Below are 22,853 nucleotides of genomic sequence, written 5' to 3'. Positions count from 1 at the left end.
CCCCACGGACGCGGGGGCCGGCCGGGCCGTACTCAGATGGACTTCTGGTAGCTCCGGAAGGACGACGTCGACAGCCAGATCATCAACGCCGCCAGGCCCAGCAGCCAGCCGCCGTGGACGGCGACGGCCTGCCAGTCCGGGTCGGCGGCCAGTGCGCCGCGCGCGGTGTCCAGCGACCAGTTGAGCGGGTTGAACGCCGCCACGTTCTGGATCCAGGACGGCATGAGGCTCTTGGCCATGAACGCCGAGGACAGGAACGTGAGCGGCAGCAGGAGGAAGACGCTCAACCCGATGATGGTGTCCCGCTGGCGCACCAGCAGGCCCATCGTGCTCGACAGCGCGCTGAAGATCGCCCCGAGCAGGATCGACGCCACGACCAGCACCACCACGCCGAGGACGCCCCCGGGATACGACGCGCCCGCGAGCCGTCCCAGGAGGATGATGATCAGCGACTGGACCGCGGTGCTGACCGCCTGCTCGATGACCCCGGCGTTGAGGATGGCGCTGCGGCTCACCGGTGAGACGAGGAAACGATTCAGCGTGCCCCGCTCGATCTCGTCGATGACGCCCATGCCGGACCACATGTTCGACGACACCGCGCTCATCACGACGACGCCGGGAACCAGATAGTCGACGTAGGACGCGGCGCCGAAGCCCGGCAGTTCCGCGACCTTCCTGAACAGGCCGCCGAACAGGAAGAGCCAGATCGCGGGCTGCACCAGCGTCATGACCACGAGGCCGGGGTTGCGCAGCAACGCCTTGAGGCGGCGGTGGGACATCCACCAGGTGTGCACGAACAGGCCGCTCATCGGGCGCCTCCCACTCCGGCCGCGACGGGTTCGTCGGTCTGCGCGAACCGGCGGCCCGCGTGACGCAGGTAGACGTCGTCCAGCGACGGCCTGGCCACCGTGACCGCCGCGACCGGCACTCCGGCCTGGTCGAGCGCCGCGATGGCGATCGGCACGGCCGCCGCGCCGTCGTCGGCCCGGGCGCTGAGCCGCCGCCCGTCGAACACGATCTCCCGGACGCCGGGAAGGGCCCCGATGAGGGACCGCACCCGCTGTTCGTCCGGCGCCTCGCGCAACTCGAGATGTACGGCGTCGCCGCGCAACTCGGCCTTGAGCCCCTCGGGAGTGCCCTCCGCGACGACCCGGCCGCCGTCGACGATGGCCAGCCGCCCGGCGAGACGGTCGGCCTCGTCCAGGTAGTGCGTGGTGAGCAGGATCGCCAGCGAGTCGTCACCGGCCAGGCGGGCGATCTCCTCCCACATGGCGGCCCGCGCCTCGGGGTCGAGCCCGGTGGTGGGCTCGTCGAGGAACAGGACGCGCGGCCGGTGCACCAGCCCGAGCGCCACGTCCAGCCTGCGCTGCATGCCACCCGAGTAGGTCCTGACCTGGCGGCCGGCGGCGTCGCCGAGGTCGAACCTGTCGAGCAGTTCCGCGACGCGGCGCGCCAACTCGGCTCCGCGCATGCCGTACAGGCGTGCCTGTAACACCAGGTTGTCGCGCCCGCTCGCCATCGGATCGGCGCCCGAGCGCTGCGACACGACGCCGATGACCCGGCGCACCCGGTCGGGGCGGCTCAGGACTGCGTGGCCCGCGATGGTCGCGGTGCCGGAATCGGGCCGGGCCAGAGTTGTGAGGATCTTGATGGTGGTCGACTTGCCGGCGCCGTTCGGGCCGAGCAGCCCGAACACCTCCCCCGGCCTGACCGTGATCGACAACCCGTCGAGCGCCTTCACGCCGCCGGGATAGGTCTTCACGAGGCTGTCGGCCTCGACGGCGTTCATCGCCGTGGTCTGCATGGATTCCTCCGGTTTCGGATCTTGATCGTCCGAACCGGCCCGTGAAATGAAGCCCAGCTATCCTTGCGGTTGCCACCTCGGGCTGGTTTCCCTTTCAACGGGTTCGGTTCGAGGCCGAGGACGCCGGCGGGGGTGTTGCAGCACCCTCGCCGGTGTCCTTCTCAGGTCTGGTCCTTCGCACTGCTCCTCTCCGCGATGTCGAGCACCTCCTGGGGAATCTGCCCCGTCTCGTGGAACCGCCGCCAGAGCTCGAGCTCCGGCAGCGAACCCGAGGTCAGCTCACCGAGCAGGGAGCGGACCCACGTCGCCTCCGCCTCGCGCATGGCCAGGTCGAACTCCGCCTCGAGGAGGAGCAGCCGGGGGATCTCGCCGGTGACCCTCTCCAGCGACTCCCGCCCTTCGGCGATCTCCGCCTCCAGCAGGCTCAGGCGCCGTCCGAGCAGAGTCGCCACCTCGTCGGGCGGCAGGACCACCAGCACCGAGAGTCCGGCCTCGAACCTGAAGAACTCGCGCTCGGGCGTGGAGATGAGCTCACTCACCCAGTCGACGAGTTCCTCACGGCCGGCGTCGGTGATCCGGTAAACCGTCCGCTCGGGGCGGCCGCCCTGCCGGACGCTCTCCGTCGCCTCCAGCAGGCCGTGCTTCTCCATGTTCCGCACGACGGTGTAGAGGGAGCCCCACTTGATGTCCATGTCGCGGTCCTTGCCCCGCTCTCGGAGCACCGAGGCCATCTCGTAGGGGTGCATCGGCCGTTCCATGACCGCGGAGAGGACGGCGAGCGCCAGCAGGTTGCCGACCTTTCGACGCTTGGCCATGACCTCTCCAGTACTCGTAGACGATTACTCGTATGCGAGTATACGTCCGCGAGTATCCGCCGGCAATGCTCGGGAAACGCTGATCCGTCCGGCGCGCGCGTAGCCTTCGGTTATGGCCGCGGACCGGGAAAGGCTTCGCCGTACGTTCACTGAGGACGCCGAGCTCTATGACAGGGTCCGGCCCAGCTATCCCGCCGAGCTCTTCGACGAGGTCCCGCGAGGAAGCCGGGTGCTCGAGATCGGCTGCGGCACCGGGCAGGCGACCGTCCCGCTCGCCGAGCGCGGGTGCCGGATCGTCGCGATAGAGCTCGGCGAACAGATGGCCCGTATCGCCCGCCGCAAGCTCGCCGGCTTTCCGGGCGTCGAGGTCGTCAACGCCGCCTTCGAGGACTGGCCGCTGCCGCCCGAGCCGTTCGACGTCGTCCTGGCGGCCACCAGTTTCCACTGGATCGACCCGGCCGTGCGCGTCGCCAAGGCCGCGGACGCGCTGCGCCCCGGAGGCACCCTCGCCGTCATATCCACGCACCACATCAAGGGCGGGACGGTCCCCTTCTTCGCGGACTCGCAGCGGTGCTACGAGAAGTTCGACCCGGACACCCCGCCAGGCGAGACGTTGCTGCCGGCCGTCGCGTTGCCGTCCGACAGCGCCGAGATCGACGATTCAGGCCGGTTCGGCGTCTCGCGGTTCCGCCGGTTCGAGTGGGAACAGGGCTACACCACGGCCGAATACCTCGACGTGCTGTCCACCTACTCCGGCCACCGGGCGCTGCCCGCCGACGCCAGAGCCGGGTTGCTCGACTGCATCGCCGCCCTCATCGACGGCCGGTACGGCGGGCGGATCGTCAAGCGCTACCTCACCCTGCTGCGCCTGTCCGACACCCACCTCTCGAACGGACGCTGACGCGCGGCAGGCCGCAGCCCACCGCGCGTCAACGCGTGTTCCCTGCTCGTGTCCCCTGCTCGTCTTCCCTGGTCGTCTTCCCTGGTCGCCGGGCCTAGGACCGTCGCCCGGGCGGCAGGTCGAACTCGTCGTCGCGCATGCGCAGGAGGGCGACACCCGCTCCGGCCATGCCGACGGCGCCGACGATCAGGCCCGCGGCGCTGCCGATCTGACCGGGGATGAAGGGGTGTGTGGGTCCGGCGATCATGAGCGCGATGCCCATCCAGGCGGGCGCGACGCGGCTGCGCCACAGCGCGGCGCCCACGAGCGCCAGGCCGATGGTGAGCCCCAGGATCCACAGGCCTGAGGCGGCGGACACGACCGGGTTCGCCCACAGGGCCTGGTCGAGCGTGGTCGCCGCGCCTCGGTCGACCCCCTCTCCCAGGGTGACCAGCGCGAGGAGGTGGTCGTTCGGCAGCAGCGCCGACGCGAGGAACCCCAGAAGCGACAACAGGGCTCCGGCCGTCGCGAGCCGGGGAGCGCCGCGCCGGGCGACCCACGCCACCGTGCACGTGGCCGGAATGAGCGTAATGGTGAACACGGCTCCCACCCACTGGAGCGCGCCCACCGTCCCCTGGCCTCCGGCGACCATGTCCAGCGTGCCGGCGAAGTCGCCGTCGGCGGGACCCGGCATCAGGAGCTGGTAGAGGGCCTGGGCGAGCAGCGGCAACGGAGTGATCACCGCGAGCAGGATCCGCCAGAACGTGCGGACGTCACGCAGTGGCCTCCCGGTCGCCGGCGCCGCCGCGCGGTTCGCCGTCTCGGTACGGGACTCGTGTTCCATGGATCCTCCGATGACTGTGATCGTGTTCTCTCGTCGAGAGTGGGCCGCCGGAGGTCCCGTATTCGTGGGCACGCCCCCCCATCCGTTCCCGGGCGGTGCTCCGCGGGGATGGGGGTCCGCTCCTATGGCCCTGGGAGTCGCAGGACCCGATGATGGGTCGCATGTCAGCCAGCCGGGCAGTGCCGATCACCACGTTCACGATCACGGTCACGGTGATCGCGGCCGCGTGGGCGTCGTGGTTCGCCGGTGACTACGGCCTGCGCGACGCGGCGGACACGTACCTGCTGACGAATTCGGCGATGGCCGTGACGTTCACCGCGTTCGGAGCCCTCGTGCTGGCCCACCGGCCACGGCATCGCATCGGGCGGCTGTTCGTCGCGTTCGGCGCCTTCTACACAGCGAGCGTGGCCTGTCTGGGCCTGCTGTCGGGCGTGATCCCGCTGACCTCCGGGTGGGAGCGCCTGATCGACGTGATCGGCATCACCGTGTGGATCCCGGCCCCGGTGGTCTGCCTGCCGCTGATCCTGCAGCTCTTCCCCGACGGAACGGTGTTGTCGCCGCGGTGGCGGCCGCTGGCCGCCGTCACCCTGGCCCTGCTCGTGCTCACCCCCGCCTTGACGCTGCAACCGGGAGGGATCGACAAAGAGCCCATCGCCGACCGCAGCCCCATCCTGCCGGACGCGGTCGGGCGCGTCGTGGGGGCGATCGTCCCCGTCGCCATCGCCCTCGTGGGAATCGTGTTGCTGGCCAGCGTCGTCGCGTTGTGGTTGCGGGTCAGGCGCTCACGCGGAGAGCAACGGCTCCAGCTGATGTGGCCCCTCTGGGCGGTGGCCGTCTTCCTCGTCCTCAACGTCCAGCGCGTCGTGACCACCGACGGGCCGATCCTGTTCCTGCTGACCCTGCCGCTGATCCCGGCCGCCGCGACGATCGCGATCGTCCGTCATCGGCTCTACGACATCCGGCTGGTCGTCAACCGGTCCATCGTCTACGGCGTGCTCACCGTGGGCGTGATCGGCGCCTATCTGGGCATCGTCGCCGGTCTCGGCGCGCTGGCCCGCGAACGTCTGGACAGCCCGTTGGTGGCGACAGGAGTCGTGGCGCTGGCGTTCGCGCCCGCCCGCGCCGCCGTGCAGTCCGCCGTGGACCGGCTCATGTACGGCAGGCGGCACGATCCGGCCGCGGCGGCCGCCAGCGTGGGCCTGCGGCTCGGCGCCGGCCTGGACGGTGTGCTCCGGGCGGTCTGTGAGGCGTTGCGCCTGCCGTACGCCGCGGTCAGCGCCGACGGGCGGCTCGTCGCCACGTTCGGTGCGGCGCCAGACGTGCGGCACACCGTGCGACTGGAGGTGGCGGACGGCACGCCCGCCGACCTGCTGGTGGGGCTGCGCTCAGGCGAGTCCCGGCTGTCGGCGGCCGACAGCCGGGCGCTCGAACTGCTCGCCGCGCCCGTCGGAGTGGCGCTCCAGGCGGTCCTCCTGTCGGAGCAACTGCGCGAGTCGCGTGCCCGCATCGTCGCCGCCAGGGAAGAGGAACGCCGGCGGCTGCGCCGTGACCTGCACGACGGTCTCGGCAGCGCACTGACCGCCGTGACCCTCAAGGCGGACGCGGCGCACAACCTCCAGGCCGTCGATCCGGCCCGGTCCGGGCAGTTGCTGCTCGACCTGCGCGCCGACCTGACCGGCGCCATCGCCGACATCCGCCGTCTCGTCTACAACCTGCGGCCGCCCGACCTGGACGAGCTAGGGCTGCTCGGGGCCCTGCGCCAGCACGCGGAGCAGTCCTGGCGCCGCGACGACGGCCGCTTCGTCGTCACCGTGGACTCCCCCGCCGACCTTCCTCCGCTGCCCGCGGCCGTGGAGGTCGCGGCCTACCGCATCGCCACGGAGGCGGTCACCAACGCCCTGCGCCACGGCAGCGCCGGCTCGTGCGTCATCTCGCTGCGGGCCGACCACTCCCTGCATCTGGAGGTGCGCGACGACGGCGGCAACGGCGTCACCGCGTGGCAGCATGGAGTCGGCCTCCGGTCCATGCACGAACGCGCCGCCGAACTCGGGGGCGTCCTCAGCGCGGGACCCACCGATCGTGGTGGCCGCGTCCACGCCCTTCTGCCACTGGAGCCGAATTGAGCACCGAGGCCGCCATCCGCGTGGTCGTGGTCGACGACCATCCGATGATGCGCGAGGGCATGCGCGCCCTCGTCGCCTCCCTGACCGACATCGAGATCGTCGGCGAGGCGGGAGACGGCGAGGCCGCCTGCCGAGAGGCGCAGCTCACCCGACCCGACGTCGTCGTGATGGACCTGCACATGCCCGGGGTCAACGGTGTGGAGGCGACCCGGTCGATCCTGCGCGTCGCGCCCGCCACCCGGGTGCTCGTCCTGACCATGTTCGAAGACGACGAGTCGGTCTTCGCCGCGATGCGGGCGGGCGCCTCCGGCTATCTCGTCAAAGGCGCCCAGCAGGACGAGATCGTCGCGGCCGTTCGCTCCGTCGCCGGCGGTAACGCCGTCTTCGGGCCGACGGTGGCACGTCGGATCATCGACTTCTTCGCCGGTGGCGGCCGGAGCGCGTCGCCCACCGAGCCGTTCCCCGAGCTGACCGGCAGGGAACGTGAGGTCCTCGACCTCATCGCCGCCGGTCACGCGAACGCGGTGATCGCCCGGCGTCTCGTCATCAGCCCCAAGACCGTCAGCAACCACATCTCCGCGATCTTCGCCAAACTCCAGGTCGCCGACCGCGCCGAGGCGATCGTGCGCGCCCGCCAGGCCGGGCTCGGACACAAGTCCTGACCGGGCCGGGCCGAACCCACGGCGACGGCCTGCTCGTCCATCGCCGACCCTCGGCGCCCGGCCACTACGATGGCCGAAACGGGACGAAAGGGTACGGCGTGAATCTGGTCGAGCGCGGCACGGACTTCGCCGGGTTCTGGCGGGAGCGGCACCTGTGCACGCTCACCACCGTCCGGCCCGACGGCACGCCCCACGTGGTGCCGGTCGGCGTGACCCTCGACCTCGACTCGGCGACGGCCCGGGTGATCACGTCGGGCGCCTCACACAAGGCCCGCCGTGTCGCCGCCGCGGGCCCCGAGGGCACACCGGTCGCGGTCTGTCAGGTCGACGGCCGCCGGTGGTCGACGCTCGAAGGCACGGCGGTCCTGCGTACCGAGCCGGAGCAGATCGCCGACGCCGAGCGCCGGTACGCCGAACGCTACAAGCAGCCGCGTCCCAACCCGGCCCGCGTGGTGCTGGAGATCCGGGTGACCCGTGTGCTGGGAAACGTGTGATCACCGTCGTCGGGATCGGCGCCGACGGATGGGCCGGTCTCTCCCCCTCCTCCCGTGCGGCCGTCGAAGCCGCCGAGGTGCTGATCGGCGGATCCAGACAGCTCGAACTGGTCCCCGGCTTCACCGGTGAGCGGATCACCTGGCCGTCCCCCCTCCTGCCCGCGCTGCCCGGTCTGATCGAGGCGTACGCGGCCCGGGCCGTCTGCGTCCTCGCCAGCGGCGACCCCATGTTCTTCGGCGTCGGCTCGACGCTGGTGCGCCTGCTCGGCCCCGAGAGGGTGCGCGTGCTGCCCCACCTCTCGTCGCTCTCGCTGGCCTGCGCGAGGCTCGGCTGGCCCGTCGAGCAGGTCGAGGTGGTTAGCCTCGTCGGCCGCCCGCTCGCGGCCGTCAACGCCGCCGTCTCACCGGGGCGGCGCCTCATCGTGCTCAGCGCGGACGGCGGGGGCCCCGCCCAGGTCGCCTCCCTGCTGACCGCGCGCGGCTACGGCGCGAGCGGCATGACGGTTCTGTCCGATCTGGGCTCGGACGCCGAGTCGCGGCAGGACGGCCTCGCGGCGCGCTGGCCGCACTCCGCTTCCCCGGCGCTCAACGTGATCGGCGTCGAATGCGCGGCGGACCCCGGCACCCGGCCGCTCGCCCTCGTCCCGGGTCTGCCCGACGAGGCGTTCGAGCACGACGGGCAGCTCACCAAGCGCGAGGTGCGGGCGGTCAGCCTCTCCCGGCTCGCCCCCCTCCCCGGCGAACTGCTGTGGGACGTCGGCGCGGGCGCGGGGAGCATCGCGATCGAGTGGATGCGGACGCACCCGTCCTGTACGGCTGTCGCGGTGGAGGGCAGGGCCGACCGCGGCGAGCGGATCCGCCGCAACGCGGAAACGCTGGGCGTGCCGGGGCTGCGCGTGGTGGACGGGACCGCCCCGGCGGCACTGGCCGGGCTGCCTGCGCCCGACGCGGTGTTCGTCGGCGGCGGCGTCACCGTGCCCGGGGTGGTCGAGGCATGCTGGACGGCGCTGCGTCCCGGTGGAAGGCTCGTCGCGAACGCGGTCACCCTGGAGTCCGAGGCGGCCATCGGACGGTGGTACGGCAGGCTCGGCGGCGACCTGGTGCGCCTCTCGGTGCAACGGGCCTCCCCTGTCGGCGGCTTCACCGGGTGGCGGGCCATGATGCCGGTGACCGTCTGGTCCGTGGTCAAAGAATCCGGGACCGCCGGCGCGGCGGTCGAAGGATCCGGGATCGCCGGCACGGCGGTCGAAGAGCCGGTGGGCGAAGGATCCGAGGCTGCCTGGCCGGCGGCCGGAGGACCTGTCGTCGGAGCGCCGGCGGGCGAAGGGTTCTCGACTGCCGGGGGACCTGTGTACATGGCGTCGGCTGACGATGGAGATCTCTCATGACGGTGCACTTCGTCGGCGCGGGCCCGGGGGCGGCCGACCTCATCACGTTACGTGGGCTGCGGGTGCTGGAGTCCTCGCCCGTCTGCCTTTATGCCGGGTCGCTGGTCCCCCGTGAGCTGCTCGGCTCCTGTCCTGACGGAGCCCGGCTGGTCGACACCGCCGATCTGACGCTCGACGAGATCATCGCCGAGATGTCCACCGCGCACGACGCGGGGCTGGACGTGGCACGGCTGCACTCGGGCGACCCCTCGGTGTTCAGCGCGGTGGCCGAGCAGATGCGCCGGCTGGACACGCTCGACATCCCCTACGACGTGGTGCCGGGAGTCCCCGCCTTCGCCGCGGCGGCCGCCTCGCTGGGCCGGGAACTCACCGTCCCCGGCGTCGGCCAGACGGTCATCCTCACGCGCACGTCCGCGCGGGCGACGCCGATGCCTGAGGGCGAGGACCTCGGGACGCTGTCGGCGAGCACGGCGACCATGGTGCTGCACCTGGCCGTCCAGCGGATCGAGGAGGTCGTCGCGGAACTCCTGCCCTCGTACGGCGCGGGCTGCCCCGTCGCGGTCGTGGCGCGGGCGAGCCGTGACGACGAGGTGATCCTCCGCGGCACGCTCGCGGACATCGCCGACCAGGTACGGCAGGCCGGGGTCAAGCGCACGGCGGTCATCGTGGTGGGGCGGGTGCTCGCGGCGTCGCAGTTCCCCGACAGCCACCTCTACTCGGCCGGCCGCCGCCGGTCGTGACCGTCGCCGTGCCCTCAGACGCGGCCGCCCGCCCGTCCCACGATCACGCCGGCCCGGTCGATCACCACGATGTCGACCTCGACGGGGGCCTCCCGCAGCACCTCGACCGCCGTGGCGCGGGCCCGCTCCGCCACCAGGTCGCCGAGGGGCAGGCCCGCCTCCTGGCACAGGCGCAGCGCGTGCAGCGCGGTGTTGGCCTCGCGGACCCTCTCGGCGAGGTCGGCGGCGCCTCCCCCGTCGAGCACGAGCCTCGCGAGCAGGTCGGGATTGACCTGCGAGCGGCCAGAGTGCAGGTCGAGGTGCCCGTCGGCCAGCTTGGAGAGCTTGCCGACGCCCCCCGCGACCGTGAGCCGAGGCACGGGGTGGCGGCGCAGGTACTTCAGCAGCGCTCCCGCGAAGTCGCCCATGTCGAGCAGCGCGTCGTCGGGCAGGCCGTACAACTCGGCGGCGACACGTTCCGACGTGCTTCCCGTGCATCCGGCCACGTGCACGTGCCCGGCGGCTCTGGCGACGTCGACTCCGCGCCTGATGGAGTCGATCCAGGCCGAGCACGAGTAGGGCACGACCACTCCCGTCGTCCCGAGGATCGACAACCCGCCGAGAATGCCCAGCCTCGGGTTCCACGTGTGGCGGGCCAGTTCCTCGCCGTTCTCCACCGAGATCTCCACCACGACGTCGCCGGTGCCGCCGTGCGCCGCGGCCACCTCGGCGACGTGCTCCCGCATCATCCGGCGCGGCACCGGGTTGATGGCCGGTTCGCCCACGTCGAGCGGCAGTCCCGGCTTGGTGACCGTGCCGACGCCCGGTCCGGCGATGAAGGTCACACCGCTTCCCGGAGGGCCTGGCCGTACCGACGAGGAGATCAGCGCCCCGTGCGTCACGTCGGGGTCGTCACCCGCGTCCTTCACGATCGACGCCGCGGCGAAGCCGTCGCCGAGCGACTCACGCGCGAGCGCGAAGGCGGGCGTGCGGCCCTTGGGCAGCGTGATCGTCACGGGATCGGGGAATTCGCCGGTGAGCAGAGCCGTATAGGCCGCGGTGGTGGCGGCGGTCGCGCACGCGCCGGTGGTCCAGCCGTGCCGCAGCGGGGCGCTCATGGGACGACCCGGCCGCACACGAACGGGCCGCGAACGGATGCGCCACGAACGACCACACCACGGACGAACGCGCCGCGAACGACCCGGCCGCGGACGACCGGCAGCGTGGGACGGTCCGGCAGGACATGACACGGGACGGAAGGGGACACGGCATGCGGGTGCTGATCCTGGGCGGGACCGCGGAGGCGCGGGCACTGGCCGCCGCGCTCGACCCTGAGCCGGGCATCCACGTGGTGTCGTCGCTCGCCGGGCGGGTGAGCAATCCGCGCCTGCCCGCCGGCGAGGTGCACGAGGGCGGCTTCGGCGGGCCGGAGGGCCTCGCGGCCTGGATCCACGACAACGCGATCGACTCCGTCATCGACGCGACCCACCCGTTCGCCGCGCGGATGAGCGCGTCGGCCGCCGAGGTGGCCGAGCGCACCGGCGTCCCCCTGTTGGTGTTGCGACGTCCCGGCTGGACGGAGGGTCCCGGCGACTCCTGGCATCGCGTCGCGTCGCTCGACGCGGCGGCGGCCCTGCTGCCCTCTCTCGGCCGGAGGGTGTTCCTCACGACCGGACGCAGGAGCCTCCCGGTCTTCACGGCGATCGACGGCCTGTGGTTCCTCGCCCGTTCGGTGGACCCGCCCGAACCTCCGATTCCGGCCAATGTACGGATCCTGCTCGCCCGGGGCCCGTACACCGTGGAGGGCGAACGCGAGCTCATCGGGGAACACCGCCTCGACGTGCTGGTGACCAAGGACAGCGGGGGCGCGATGACCACCGCGAAGCTGGTCGCCGCCCGCGAACTCGGCCTGCCCGTGGTCATGGTGGACCGGCCGCCGCTGCCCGATGGCGTACGACTCGTGAGCACGGTCGACGCCGCCGTCGGCTGGCTCGGCGGCAGGTGACAGGCGCGGCCCGGACGCGATGAGCCTCCCGCAGGCCGACTCTGAGGCGGCTGCCGGCGGGATCCCGAGCGCGGTGACCCGGCCGTGGGCCGGCGTCACGACGGGTAGCGGCGCGGTGTGTAGACCACGGGACCGCCCTCGCGCTCGACCACGCGCGTGGTCGAGGAGCCGACGAGCAGCAGGCATCGCATGTCGATCGTCGACGGGTCGAGCGCGCCCAGCGTCGTGATCGTGATGCTCTCCTCCGGCCCGCCGACGTCACGCCCGACGACCACAGGCGTCCCCGGCTCGCGGTGCTCCAGCAGCAGGTCGCGGGCCGCGCCCACCTGCCAGGCACGGCTGCGCGAGGCCGGGTTGTAGACGGCCAGCACCATGTCGGCCTTCGCCGCGGCCGAGATGCGGTCCGCGACGACCTCCCACGGCTTGAGCAGGTCCGAGAGCGAGATCACGCAGTAGTCGTGGCCGAGCGGCGCACCGGCCCTGCTGGCCACCGCCTGCGCCGCGGTGAGTCCCGGCACGATCCGGACGGGCACCCCGGCGTAGCGCTCCTCGCCGGCCGCCTCCAGCACCGCGCTGGCCATGGCGAAGACCCCCGGATCTCCCGAGGACACCACCGCCACCCGCGCGCCCTCGAGCGCCATCTCCAGGGCGTGCCTGGCCCTCTCGGCCTCCACCCGGTTGTCGGTGCGATGGCGGCGCTGGCGGGGGTTCGGCGGCACCCGGTCGACGTAGGGTCCGTATCCGACCAGATCGGTCGCGTCGGCGAGAGCCTCCTGGGCCTCCGGGGTGAGCCACGGACGCCCTGCCGGACCGAGCCCGATGACGGTGACCTGGCCTCCGCGTTCCCCGCCGGTCCACCTGATCGACGTGGTCTGCTCAGACTGCTGTGTCCGGTCCGTCTGCCCGGGCCGCTCTGACTGGCCTGTCTGGCCCGCCTGCTCGGGCTGGCCCGTCTGCCGGTCCTGTTCGATCTGCCCGGGGTGCTCCGGGACGAAGGTCCGCTCGGCGGGGCTCGGGATGAGCGCGAGCGAGAAGTACGGAACCTCGGACGGGTCCACGTCCTTCAGGGGGGCGATCCGCTGGCCCTTCGTCGTGGCGCGCTCGACGTACCACGCCTCGTCGAGACGTCCGGCCTCCGCCAGCGCGTCACGGACCTTCTCGAACGTCCGGCCCAGCTTGAGCACGGCGGCCGAGTCCGTGTTCCGCAGCTTCTCGGCCAGCACGTCGGCGGGAAGCGTGCCCGGCAGGACGGTCAGCGTCTCGTCCCGCTCCACCAACGGGCGGCCGAGCACGGCCGACGCCCCGCTGACCGAGGTGACGCCCGGAACCACCTCGGTCGGATAGCGGTGAGCGAGCCGCTTGTGCATGTGCATGTACGACCCGTAGAAGAGCGGGTCTCCCTCGCACAGCACGACGACGACCCTGCCGGCGTCGAGGTGGGCAGCGAGCCGCTCCGCGCAGACGGCGTAGAAATCGTCGAGCGCGCCCTGGTAGCCACCGGGATGATCGGTGGTCTCGGTGGTCAGCGGATACTGCAGAAGCTCCTCGACCTGGCCCTCCCGCATGTACGGCAGAGCGATCGATCGGGCGATGCTCCGGCCGTGCCTGGCACTGTGGTAGGCGATCACGTCCGCCTCACCGATCAGGCGGGCGGCCTTCACCGTCACCAACTCGGGATCGCCCGGGCCGAGCCCGACACCGTAGAGCCGACCTGTCATCGCGTTCACTCCTGCTCACTCGCGATGGCGTTGACCGCCGCCGCCACCATCGCGCTGCCGCCCCTGCGGCCGTGGACCACCAGAAACTCCAGATCGCTGTCCGCCAGCGCCTGCTTGGACTCCGCGGCGCCGATGAAGCCCACCGGGATGCCGAGCACGGCGGCGGGACGCGGCGCCCCCTCGGCGATCAACTCCAGCAGGCGGAAAAGGGCCGTCGGCGCGTTGCCGATCGCGACGACCGCGCCGCCGAGCCGGTCACCCCACAGCTCCAGTGCCGCGGCGCTGCGGGTGGTGCCCAGCCGCTCGGCCAGATCGGGGACGCGGGGGTCGCCGAGAGTGCACAGCACCTCGTTGTCCGCCGGAAGCCGCCGTCTCGTCACGCCTGAGGCGACCATAGCCGCGTCGCACAGGACCGGGGCGCCACCGCGTAGGGCCGCACGCGCGGACGCCACGACGGCCGGCGACCAGCCGAGGTCGTCGACCAGGTCCGTCATGCCGCAGGCGTGCACCATGCGCACCGCCACCTGGGCAACATCCGGCGGCATCCGGGTGAGGTCCGTCTCGGCGCGGATCGTGGCGAACGACCGGCGGTAGATCTCGGCGCCGTCGCGTACGTAGTCGGTCACTTTTCCCCTCGGGACGTGGGCACGCTCGACGCGGCCGCACTGGATGCAGGCGAACTCGGTACAGGCACGCCCGACGCGGCCGCGCTCGACCGAGTCGCAGTCAACGGACCCGCACTCGACGCAGCCACGCTGGTTCCGCCCGCGCTGGTCTCTGCCGGGCTGGTCTCGGCTGCGCTGGTCTCGGCTGCGCTGGTCTCGGCTGCGCTGAATACCGCCACGGCGGCGGCCACCTCGTCGATGCCGGAGCAGGTACGGCTGTCGCCGTCCAGTTCGACCCGGTATCCCCGGCCCGTCGCCACCACCTCGACGACCCGTCCGCGTGGCCGTCCACAACGACGCTCGCACCCGACCCAGTGCACGGGCAGCCCTCGTTCGCGGACCGCCTCGACCGCTCCGAGCGCCGCGTCGGCCTGGACGTCGGCGAGCGACTTGGCGCAGCCGGGCGTGCCGGTGCAGGCGCTCACGCCGACCCATGGCGACGACGGGTCGGCGACCAGGCCGGCCTGGGTGAGGATCGGCGTCCAGATGGCGGCCTGGGCCCGTGTCAGGTCCGGCACGACGACCGTCCGCCACGGCGTCAGCCGTACCGAAGGCGGTTCGTCTCCACCGCCGGCGCCGTCGACCGGCGCAACGCGCCGCCCGGCAACCTGACCGGCCTGACCAACCTGCTCGGGAGCCTGACCGGGCTCTCCGGGGGCCCGACCAACCTGCCCGGGAACCTGGTCGGCCTGCCCGGAAACGTGACCAGCAACTTGTCCGACCTGACCGGTGGCCGCCGCCGCATCGGCGAGGAGCAGTGCCTGGGGGGCGGACAGCCTGCCGAGCGGGACCACGACCTCCAGGGCGACTCTCCCGTCCCGCTGCTCCACGAGCCTCGGTTCCCGCACCGCCGTGGTCGTCCGTACGGGACCGGGTGTGAGGCTGCTCACCGCCGCCGAGTCGAGTCGCAGGCGGGCGGCGACGCGTGCGGGACCGTCTTCGAGTTCGGACAGACGCCACGCGGCATCGCCCTGGGCGGCCCGCTCGTCGAGGAACGCCTCCGCGACCGCCACCATGACGCCGACCGGATCGACTGCCTGGGCGGAAGGATCATCCGCCATGCCTGACCCGTCACCCGGTCCGGCAGGGTCGTCCGTCACCCCGGCGGAACCGTCCGTCACCTGGATGGTCCCGGCTTCCACACCGGCGAGCAGGACGGCCCATGCCGTACTCGATCTCGCGACGAGCGTGACGTCGGCGCCGAGGCCGGTCACGTCGCCGGTGCCGTCGTCCAGGGCGAACAGGAAGCGCCCGGACAGCTGCGCCAGCCGCGGCCGGGCGCACAGGGCCAGATCCAGCGCCGCGACCAGGGGGCGCACGTCCAGCAGAGTCGAGCCGGAGCGGCCGGAGAGTGGGGACGCGATGATGTTGCGCACCCGTTCGTGCGTGTCGGACGGCAGAAGCCCGGCGGCGGCCATGCGTTCGGCGAAGGCCGGGGCGGACTCGAGCCCGCGCACCTGGACGTTCGCCCGTGAGGTCAGCTCGATGACACCCGAGCCCAGTTCGTCCGCGCAGGCGGCCAACTCGCGCAGTTGGGCCACCGAGACGGCGCCTCCGGGCACGCGGATGCGGGCGAGGCCGCCGTCGGCGGCAGTGTGCACCTGCAGCGCCCCCGGACATGCGTCGAGGTGCGCGCGTCCGGAAAAGTCGCCAATCGCCACGAACAGGATGTTAACGCCAGTTATTGCATTCCATCCGGCTGCCGTAGTCTCATCGGAGACGACGGCACAGGGAGGAAGCCGGTGTGAAGCCGGCGCGGTCCCGCCACTGTGACCAGGGAGCGACCCCCATCACGGGCCACGGTCCGGCTACGGACGGGAAGGCCGGGGTGAGCGTCGATCTGGGAGCCAGGAGACTCCTGCCGTCGCGACACCCACGACCGGGGCGAGGACCCCGAGGGAGGAATCTCCGTGCGCCCTGAGCCGCCCAATCCCACGCCGTCCGGCCCCGCAACCGGCACTGGACCCGACCCCGCAACGCCAGGCCTCACAGCACCAGCCCCCACATCCGGCCCCGCGACCGGCGATGCGCCCAGCCCCGCGACCGGCGATGCGTCCAGCCCCGCGACCGGCGATGCGTCCAGCCCCGCGACCGGCGATGCGACCGGCCCGGTGTCGCCCACCGTCCTGCTGTTGTCGACGTCCGACACCGACCTGCTGAGCGCCCGGGCCAGTGGCGCGTCCTACCGTCTCGGCAACCCCGCCAGACTGACCGCGGAGGACCTGCCCGAACTGGTCCAAGGCACCGATCTCGTCGTGGTCCGGCTGCTCGGCGGCAGGAGGGCCTGGGAGGAGGGCCTCGACGCCCTACTGGCAGGCCCGCGTCCGGTTGTGGTCCTCGGCGGCGAGCAGGCGCCCGACGCCGAGTTGATGGAGCTGTCCACGGTCAGCGCCGGCACCTGCGCCGAGGCCCACGCCTACCTGGCCCACGGCGGCTCCGCCAACCTGACCGAACTGCACGCGTTCCTCTCGGACACGGTTCTGCTCACCGGCCGCGGCTTCGCACCGCCCGCCGCCACTCCGACCTGGGGTCCGCTGGAGCGCACGCCGGGCCGTACGGAGGGGCCCGTCATCGGCGTGCTCTACTACCGCGCGCATCACATGGCCGGCAACACCGGCTTCGTCGAGACGCTCTGCCAGGCGATCGAGGACGCGGGCGGCCAGGCGCTGCCCGTCTTCTGCTCTTCGCTCCGTACGGCCGAGCCCGACCTGTTCGACACCCTGCGCACCGCCGACGCTCTGGTGGTCACGGTGCTCGCGGCCGGCGGGTCGCGGCCGGCCACCGCCTCGGCCGGCGGCGACGACGAGGCCTGGGACGTCGGCGCCCTCGCCGACCTGGACGTGCCGATCCTCCAGGGACTCTGCCTGACCACCAGCAGGCAGACATGGGAGGAGAACGACGACGGCCTCTCCCCTCTCGACGCGGCCTCCCAGGTGGCCATCCCCGAGTTCGACGGCCGGATCATCACCGTGCCGTTCTCCTTCAAGGAGATCGACGCCGACGGTCTCACCGTCTACGTCGCCGACCCCGAGCGCGCCGCACGCGTCGGGGGCATCGCCGTACGGCACGGCATGCTCAGGCACGTCCCGCCCGCGGAGCGCCGCCTGGTCGTCATGCTCTCGGCCTATCCGACCAAGCACTCGCGCGTCGGCAACGCGGTGGGCCTGGACACCCCGGCCAGCACCGTCAAGCTGCTGGCCAGGCTCAGTGAGGCGGGCTACGACCTGGGCGAGGGCCTGCCCGGCGTGGCCGACCAGGACGGCGACGCCCTGATCCACGCCCTGATCGCCGCGGGCGGTCAGGACCAGGACTGGCTGACCGAGGAGCAACTCGCGGGCAACCCCGTGCGCATCTCGGCGGCGTCCTATCGCGAGTGGTACGGCACGCTGCCTGAGGATCTCCGCTCGGGGATGGAGCGCCACTGGGGGCCGCCCCCGGGTGAGCTGTTCGTCGACAGGTCGCGCGACCCCGACGGAGAGATCGTGCTGGCCGCTCTGCGGGCGGGCAACCTGGTGGTGATGGTGCAGCCGCCGCGCGGCTTCGGGGAGAACCCGATCGCCATCTACCACGACCCCGACCTGCCGCCGAGCCACCACTACCTGGCGGCCTACCGCTGGCTCGCCGCGGACTTCGGCGCCCACGCGATGGTGCACGTCGGCAAGCACGGCAACCTGGAGTGGCTTCCCGGCAAGTCGGCCGGCATGTCGGCGGCGTGCGGTCCCGACGCGGCGCTGGGCGACCTGCCGCTGGTCTATCCGTTCCTGGTCAACGACCCGGGAGAGGGCACGCAGGCCAAGCGGCGGACGCACGCGGTGCTGGTGGACCACATGGTGCCGCCGATGGCCCGCGCGGAGACCTATGGCGACATCGCACGGCTCGAACAACTCCTGGACGAGCACGCCTCGATCGCCGCGATGGACCCGGCCAAGCTGCCGGCGATCAGGGCGCAGATCTGGACGCTGATCCAGGCGGCGCGGCTCGACCACGATCTCGGGCTGGACGACCGGCCGCACGACACCGAGTTCGACGACTTCCTGCTGCACGTGGACGGCTGGCTCTGCGAGGTCAAGGACGCGCAGATCCGCGACGGCCTGCATGTGCTGGGTGAGGCGCCGGTCGGGAAGGTCCGCGTCGACCTGGTTCTGGCGATGTTGCGTGCCAGGCAGATGTGGGCGGGCAGGCAGACCCTGCCCGGCCTGCGTGAGGCGCTCGGCCTGACCGAGGACGGCACCGCAGCGCTGGCGAGCGTCGACAGAGCCGAGTCGCTGGCCCGCGCCCTGATCGAGGCTATGGAGGAACGCGGCTGGGAGCCGGCCGCGGTCCGCGACGTCACCCAGACGGTCCTCGGCGAGACGACCGCTGCCGGCACCCTTGACGGCACAACCCTCGACGACACGTCCCTTGACGGCACCACTCCTGACAACACCACTCCTGACGGCACGCCCCCTGCCGGCACCACTCCTGACGGCACGACCGCTGCCGGCACCCCCGACGGCACCGCTCTGGACGGCACCACGCCTGGTGACGCGGCGGGGAGGTCCCGTCAGGAGCTCGTCGAGCAGGTGCTGACGTTCGCAGCCACCGAGGTGGTGCCCCGCCTGGCTCGCACGACCGACGAACTCGACCACCTCCTCCACGCCCTCAACGGTGGCTACGTCCCGGCGGGACCGAGCGGCTCCCCGCTCCGCGGCCTGATCAACGTGCTGCCGACCGGCCGCAACTTCTACTCGGTCGACCCCCGGGCGGTGCCCAGCAGACTGGCCTGGGAGACCGGCCAGGCGATGGCCGAATCGCTGCTCGAGCGTTACCGCACGGACACGGGCGACTGGCCGCGCTCGGTCGGCCTGTCCGTCTGGGGGACCAGCGCGATGCGTACGGCGGGCGACGACGTCGCCGAAGTGCTCGCGCTGCTCGGGGTCCGCCCCGTATGGGACGAGGCCTCGCGCAGGGTGACCCGTCTCGAGCCGATCCCGCTCGAGGAGCTCGGCCGTCCCCGCATCGACGTCACCGTCCGGATCAGCGGCTTCTTCCGCGACGCGTTCCCGCACGTGGTCGCGATGCTCGACGACGCCGTACGGCTGGTCGCCGCGCTTGAGGAGGCCGACGAGGACAACTACGTCCGCGCCCACGTCACCGCCGACCAGGAGACTCACGGCGACTCCCGCAGGGCCACGATGCGGATCTTCGGTTCACGTCCTGGTGCGTACGGCGCCGGACTGCTGCCTCTCATCGACAGCGGGAACTGGCGCGACGACGCCGACCTCGCCGAGGTCTACGCCGTCTGGGGCGGCTTCGCCTACGGCCGCGACCTCGACGGCGTCCCCGCACGGCCCGACATGGAGAGCGCCTACCGGCGCATCGCCGTGGCCGCCAAGAACGTCGACACCCGCGAGCACGACATCGCCGACTCCGACGACTACTTCCAGTACCACGGCGGCATGGTCGCGACGGTCCGCGCGCTCACCGGTACGGCTCCCGCCGCCTACGTCGGGGACAGCACCCGCCCCGACGCGGTGCGCACGCGCACCCTGTCGGAGGAGACCTCACGTGTCTTCCGCGCCAGGGTCGTCAACCCCAACTGGCTGGCCGCGATGCGGCGGCACGGCTACAAGGGCGCGTTCGAGCTTGCCGCGACAGTCGACTACCTGTTCGGCTACGACGCCACGACGGGCGTGGTCGCCGACTGGATGTACGACAAGCTCACCGAGGCGTACGTGCTCGACCCGGAGAACCAGGCGTTCATGACGAAGTCGAACCCCTGGGCGCTGCACGGGATCGCCGAGCGTCTGCTGGAGGCGGCCGAACGCGGAATGTGGGAGCACCCGGACCCGGAGATCCTGCGTGGCCTCCAGGAGGTCTACCTCAAGACGGAAGGCGACCTGGAGGACGACTCAGCCTGACTGGCTCAGCCCGACCGATTCAGCCCGACGGACTCAGCCCTGCGGACGACTCAGCCCGGCCGGCGGACGCGCCGCCGGTCGGCCGAGCTACCGCCGGTCGGCCGAGCTACCACTCGATGCCCTTCTGGCCCTTCTGACCGGCGTCCATCGGGTGGCGGACCTTGCCCATCTCGGTCACCAGGTCCGCCGCCTCGATGAGGCCCTCCGGAGCGTCCCTGCCGGTGATGACGACGTGCTGGCTGCCCGGCCTGGCGGCGAGCGTCTCCAGAACGTCGTCCAGGTCCAGCCAGCCCCACTTGAGGGGATAGGTGAACTCGTCGAGCACATAGAACCGGTAGGTCTCCGCGGCGAGGTCGCGCTTGATCTGCTCCCAGCCCTCGCGGGCGTCGGCGGCGTGGTCCTCCTCGGTCCCGGCACGCTGGATCCAGGACCAGCCCTCGCCCATCTTGTGCCAGGTCACCGTGCCGCCCTCGCCGGTCTCGCCCAGCACGGTGAGCGCACGCTCCTCGCCGATGCGCCATTTGGCCGACTTCACGAACTGGAACACGCCGATCGGCCATCCCTGGTTCCAGGCGCGGAGGGCCATGCCGAACGCGGCCGTCGACTTGCCCTTGCCGGGACCGGTGTGGACCATCAGCAGCGGCCGGGTGCGCCGCTGGCGCGTCGTGAGACCGTCGTCGGGGACACTGGCCGGCTTGCCCTGCGGCATGTCAGACCGCCTTCCTGTAGTCGCGCCCGGTTTCGCCTCTGTCGTCGAGTCTCTTGCCGACTCTGTTCGCGCCTCTGCTTACGCCGCTGCCGTCGCCCCGGTTTACGCCACTGCTTGCGCCCCGGTTCGCGCCCCTGCTGTCGCCTCTGTAGTCGCGCACCAGGGCGCCGAGGTCCGCCATCGAGTCGAGGGGGACAGCCTGGGCCCGCATCCGGAACGCGAGCCGCCGCGCCAGGCCGAGCCGTACCGGACCGGTCTCGCAGTCGACGACCACACTCGCCACCCCCTTGAGCAGCCCGGCGGCCCTGTCGACGTCGCCGCCGGAGGTGGCACGCCCGTCGGTCACCACGATCAGCAGCGGCCGCCGCGAGGGATCACGCAACCGCTCGACCCGCAGGACCTCGGCGGCGCGCGTCAGCCCCTCCGCCAGTGGCGTACGGCCACCGGTCGGCAGCGAGCGGAGCCGCGCCGCGCCCGCCTCGACCGACGAGGTGGGCGGCAGGGCCAGGTGAGCGGCGGAGCCGCGGAAGGTGACCAGCCCGACCTTGTCGCGCCGCTGGTAGGCGTCGAGCAGCAGGCTCAGCACAGCCGTCTTGACCGCCGTCATCCGCTTGCGCGCCGCCATGGAACCGCTGGCGTCGACCACGAACAGCACGAGGTTGCCCTCCCTGCCCTCGCGTACGGCCTCGCGCAGGTCGCCCTCGCGGATCACGAGCCCCGGCCCGGTCCTGCCGCGTTCCCGCTGGTACGGCGCGGCGGCGAGCAGCGTGCCCGTCAGGTGGACGGAGGTCAGCCGGCCTTCGGGCACACGGGATCCCGTGGTGCGGCCGTGCGGTGTGCGCGCCCGCGACCGCCTCCCCGACGCTCCCTCTCCAAGGCCGGGCACCTTCATGATCGGCACCCTGTACGGCCGGCCCGCCACGGCGATCTGCTCCGCACCGCTGTCCGATCCGTCCTGATCAGGGGATGCGGGGTCGCGGGACGTCCCGTCGTCGCGCGTCCTGTCGCGCGCTTCCTCTCGCGCTCTGTCCTCGGCAGTCCCGTCCTTAGCAGCCTCGTCCTCGGCAGCCCCGTCGCGCGCGTCGCCGTCAGGCTTCTTGCCGCCCGCTTCGTCGCGTGCCGTGTCGCCGGACGCACTGGGGTCCTCGGCCTTCTCCCTCCCGTCCGCCGGGTCGGATGTGGCCGATCGATCGTCAGGTCCAGCATCCCCACTGTCCGGGGCACCATCAGGGCCGTCTTGATCGCCGTGAGAACCCCCGTCATCGGGGTCGTCGGGATCGTCGTCTGCCGCCCGGGCCAGCAGTTCCTCCAGAAGCGACTCATCCAGCCCCGGCGCGTCGAAGGGATCGCGGCGACGGCGGTGCGGCAACGACAGGCGGGCGGCGGCGCGGACGTCCTCAGTCGTCACCGCGTCGCGGCCCTGCCAGGCGGCGTGCGCGATGGCGGCGTTCGCCGTGACCAGGTCGGCCCGGAGTCCGTCGACCTCGAACCCCGCGCACACGGTGGCGATCTGCCGCAGCCGGGCGTCGGGCAGTCGCACCCTTCCCAACTGTGCCCTCGCCTCGGCGATCCTGTCCGCCAGTGCCGCCTCCTCGGCGGTCCAGCGAGCGGCGAATGCTTCGGGGTCGGCGTCATAGGCGAGGCGGCGCCGTACCACCTCGGCCCGATTCCCCGGGTCGCGCGAGGCCTTCACTTCGACGGTCAGCCCGAACCGGTCGAGAAGCTGGGGACGCAACTCCCCCTCCTCCGGATTCATGGTGCCGACGAGCAGGAACCTCGCCGCATGCCGTACCGAAACGGACTCACGCTCGACGTAGCAGGTCCCCAGGGCGGCCGCGTCGAGCAGCAGGTCGACCAGATGATCGTGCAGGAGGTTGACCTCGTCCACGTAGAGGACTCCCCGGTGGGCGGCGGCGAGCAGGCCGGGCTCGAAGGCCTTCACTCCCTCGGTCAGCGCCCTTTCCAGGTCGAGCGAGCCGACGAGCCGATCCTCTGAGGCGCCGACCGGAAGCTCCACCAGCGCAGCGGGACGATGTGTCGACCCGCCTTCAGGCCCGTGCGGTTGCTGCGGCTCTTCCGTCCCGTGCGGTTCGTGTAGGCCGCGTGATTCGTGCCGCCCGTGGGGTT

17 protein-coding genes, 1 pseudogene and 1 riboswitch are annotated in these 22,853 nt (G+C 72.2%); of the genes and pseudogenes, 8 read left to right on the top strand and 10 right to left on the bottom strand.

Translation table 11 applies throughout. The features are described from left to right. Positions 1–32 precede the first annotated feature (32 nt). The 3 genes from Pmi06nite_RS13645 to Pmi06nite_RS13635 all read right to left on the bottom strand — a co-directional run bounded on the left by Pmi06nite_RS13645 (position 33) and on the right by Pmi06nite_RS13635 (position 2,619). Positions 33–809 carry an ABC transporter permease gene (locus Pmi06nite_RS13645; protein ID WP_203953343.1) on the bottom strand — a complete coding sequence of 259 codons (777 nt, stop codon included), beginning with the start codon at positions 807–809 and terminating at the stop codon, positions 33–35. Further along, a complete protein-coding gene (locus Pmi06nite_RS13640) occupies positions 806–1,804 on the bottom strand; it encodes an ATP-binding cassette domain-containing protein (RefSeq protein ID WP_239113882.1) in 999 nt (332 codons plus the stop codon). Before Pmi06nite_RS13640 ends, Pmi06nite_RS13645 begins: the two co-directional genes overlap by 4 nt. Before the next feature lie 161 nt (positions 1,805–1,965). Beyond that, entirely contained in the window at positions 1,966–2,619 is a 654-nt protein-coding gene (locus Pmi06nite_RS13635) for a PadR family transcriptional regulator (RefSeq protein WP_203953342.1), read from the bottom strand. Between the two features lie 112 nt (positions 2,620–2,731). Here Pmi06nite_RS13635 and Pmi06nite_RS13630 point away from each other — a divergent pair, with 112 nt between their 5' ends. Next, positions 2,732–3,520 carry a class I SAM-dependent methyltransferase gene (locus Pmi06nite_RS13630; RefSeq protein WP_203953341.1) on the top strand — a complete coding sequence of 263 codons (789 nt, stop codon included), beginning with the start codon at positions 2,732–2,734 and terminating at the stop codon, positions 3,518–3,520. A gap of 94 nt (positions 3,521–3,614) precedes the next feature. Here the strand turns inward: Pmi06nite_RS13630 and Pmi06nite_RS13625 are convergent, their stop codons facing one another. Next, positions 3,615–4,343 carry a DUF4386 family protein gene (locus tag Pmi06nite_RS13625; RefSeq protein ID WP_203953340.1) on the bottom strand — a complete coding sequence of 243 codons (729 nt, stop codon included), beginning with the start codon at positions 4,341–4,343 and terminating at the stop codon, positions 3,615–3,617. Between the two features lie 161 nt (positions 4,344–4,504). Between Pmi06nite_RS13625 and Pmi06nite_RS13620 the strand changes: the two genes are divergently transcribed. The 5 genes from Pmi06nite_RS13620 (at position 4,505) to cobM (ending at position 9,750) form a co-directional block, all read left to right on the top strand. After that, a complete protein-coding gene (locus tag Pmi06nite_RS13620) occupies positions 4,505–6,466 on the top strand; it encodes a sensor histidine kinase (protein ID WP_203953339.1) in 1,962 nt (653 codons plus the stop codon). Then, positions 6,463–7,128: a response regulator gene (locus Pmi06nite_RS13615; RefSeq protein WP_239113881.1), complete on the top strand. Its 666-nt coding sequence runs from the start codon at positions 6,463–6,465 to the stop codon at positions 7,126–7,128. The genes Pmi06nite_RS13620 and Pmi06nite_RS13615 overlap by 4 nt, the downstream gene beginning before the upstream one ends. 98 nt (positions 7,129–7,226) lie before the next feature. Continuing rightward, a complete protein-coding gene (locus tag Pmi06nite_RS13610; protein ID WP_203953338.1) occupies positions 7,227–7,622 on the top strand; it encodes a pyridoxamine 5'-phosphate oxidase family protein in 396 nt (131 codons plus the stop codon). Then, entirely contained in the window at positions 7,619–9,010 is a 1,392-nt protein-coding gene (gene cbiE / locus Pmi06nite_RS13605) for a precorrin-6y C5,15-methyltransferase (decarboxylating) subunit CbiE (RefSeq protein ID WP_203953337.1), read from the top strand. Before Pmi06nite_RS13610 ends, cbiE begins: the two co-directional genes overlap by 4 nt. Further along, positions 9,007–9,750 (top strand): precorrin-4 C(11)-methyltransferase, encoded by a 744-nt coding sequence (gene cobM, locus Pmi06nite_RS13600; protein ID WP_203953336.1) that lies wholly within the window; start codon positions 9,007–9,009, stop codon positions 9,748–9,750. The genes cbiE and cobM overlap by 4 nt, the downstream gene beginning before the upstream one ends. A gap of 14 nt (positions 9,751–9,764) precedes the next feature. Here the strand turns inward: cobM and Pmi06nite_RS13595 are convergent, their stop codons facing one another. After that, the gene (locus tag Pmi06nite_RS13595; RefSeq protein WP_203953335.1) at positions 9,765–10,847 is read right to left on the bottom strand and encodes a cobalt-precorrin-5B (C(1))-methyltransferase; all 1,083 of its coding nucleotides are present in this window, start codon (positions 10,845–10,847) and stop codon (positions 9,765–9,767) included. A 152-nt stretch (positions 10,848–10,999) separates the two neighbouring features. Between Pmi06nite_RS13595 and Pmi06nite_RS13590 the strand changes: the two genes are divergently transcribed. Further along, complete coding sequence (locus Pmi06nite_RS13590; RefSeq protein ID WP_203953334.1) at positions 11,000–11,734, top strand: cobalt-precorrin-6A reductase; 735 nt, start codon at positions 11,000–11,002, stop codon at positions 11,732–11,734. 95 nt (positions 11,735–11,829) lie between these two features. Here Pmi06nite_RS13590 and Pmi06nite_RS13585 read toward each other — a convergent pair whose 3' ends face one another. The 3 genes from Pmi06nite_RS13585 to Pmi06nite_RS13575 are packed head-to-tail and all read right to left on the bottom strand — an operon-like array spanning position 11,830 to position 15,778. After that, positions 11,830–13,452: a precorrin-2 C(20)-methyltransferase gene (locus Pmi06nite_RS13585; RefSeq protein ID WP_203953333.1), complete on the bottom strand. Its 1,623-nt coding sequence runs from the start codon at positions 13,450–13,452 to the stop codon at positions 11,830–11,832. A gap of 5 nt (positions 13,453–13,457) precedes the next feature. After that, positions 13,458–14,078 (bottom strand): precorrin-8X methylmutase, encoded by a 621-nt coding sequence (locus Pmi06nite_RS13580; protein WP_203953332.1) that lies wholly within the window; start codon positions 14,076–14,078, stop codon positions 13,458–13,460. After that, positions 14,075–15,778, bottom strand: a complete 1,704-nt coding sequence (locus tag Pmi06nite_RS13575; protein WP_239113880.1) for a ferredoxin-like domain-containing protein — start codon at positions 15,776–15,778, stop codon at positions 14,075–14,077. Before Pmi06nite_RS13575 ends, Pmi06nite_RS13580 begins: the two co-directional genes overlap by 4 nt. Before the next feature lie 21 nt (positions 15,779–15,799). Further along, positions 15,800–15,994, top strand: a riboswitch (cobalamin riboswitch). A 234-nt stretch (positions 15,995–16,228) separates the two neighbouring features. On the opposite strand from Pmi06nite_RS13575, the gene cobN reads away from it, so the two are divergent. Next, positions 16,229–20,017, top strand: coding sequence for a cobaltochelatase subunit CobN (gene cobN / locus Pmi06nite_RS13570; protein WP_203953331.1), 3,789 nt, complete (start codon positions 16,229–16,231; stop codon positions 20,015–20,017). A gap of 106 nt (positions 20,018–20,123) precedes the next feature. Here cobN and cobO read toward each other — a convergent pair whose 3' ends face one another. Both cobO and Pmi06nite_RS13560 read right to left on the bottom strand, forming a co-directional pair. Continuing rightward, a complete protein-coding gene (cobO, locus tag Pmi06nite_RS13565) occupies positions 20,124–20,726 on the bottom strand; it encodes a cob(I)yrinic acid a,c-diamide adenosyltransferase (RefSeq protein WP_203953330.1) in 603 nt (200 codons plus the stop codon). Between the two features lie 136 nt (positions 20,727–20,862). Further along, positions 20,863–22,853 (bottom strand): annotated as a pseudogene (locus Pmi06nite_RS13560) (VWA domain-containing protein); the annotation flags it as partial.

Source organism: Planotetraspora mira, from assembly GCF_016863275.1.
GTDB classification, from domain to species: Bacteria; Actinomycetota; Actinomycetes; order Streptosporangiales; family Streptosporangiaceae; genus Planotetraspora; species Planotetraspora mira.
Note: the sequence above shows the minus strand (reverse complement) of the source record. Positions and strands in the feature narration are given on the sequence as shown.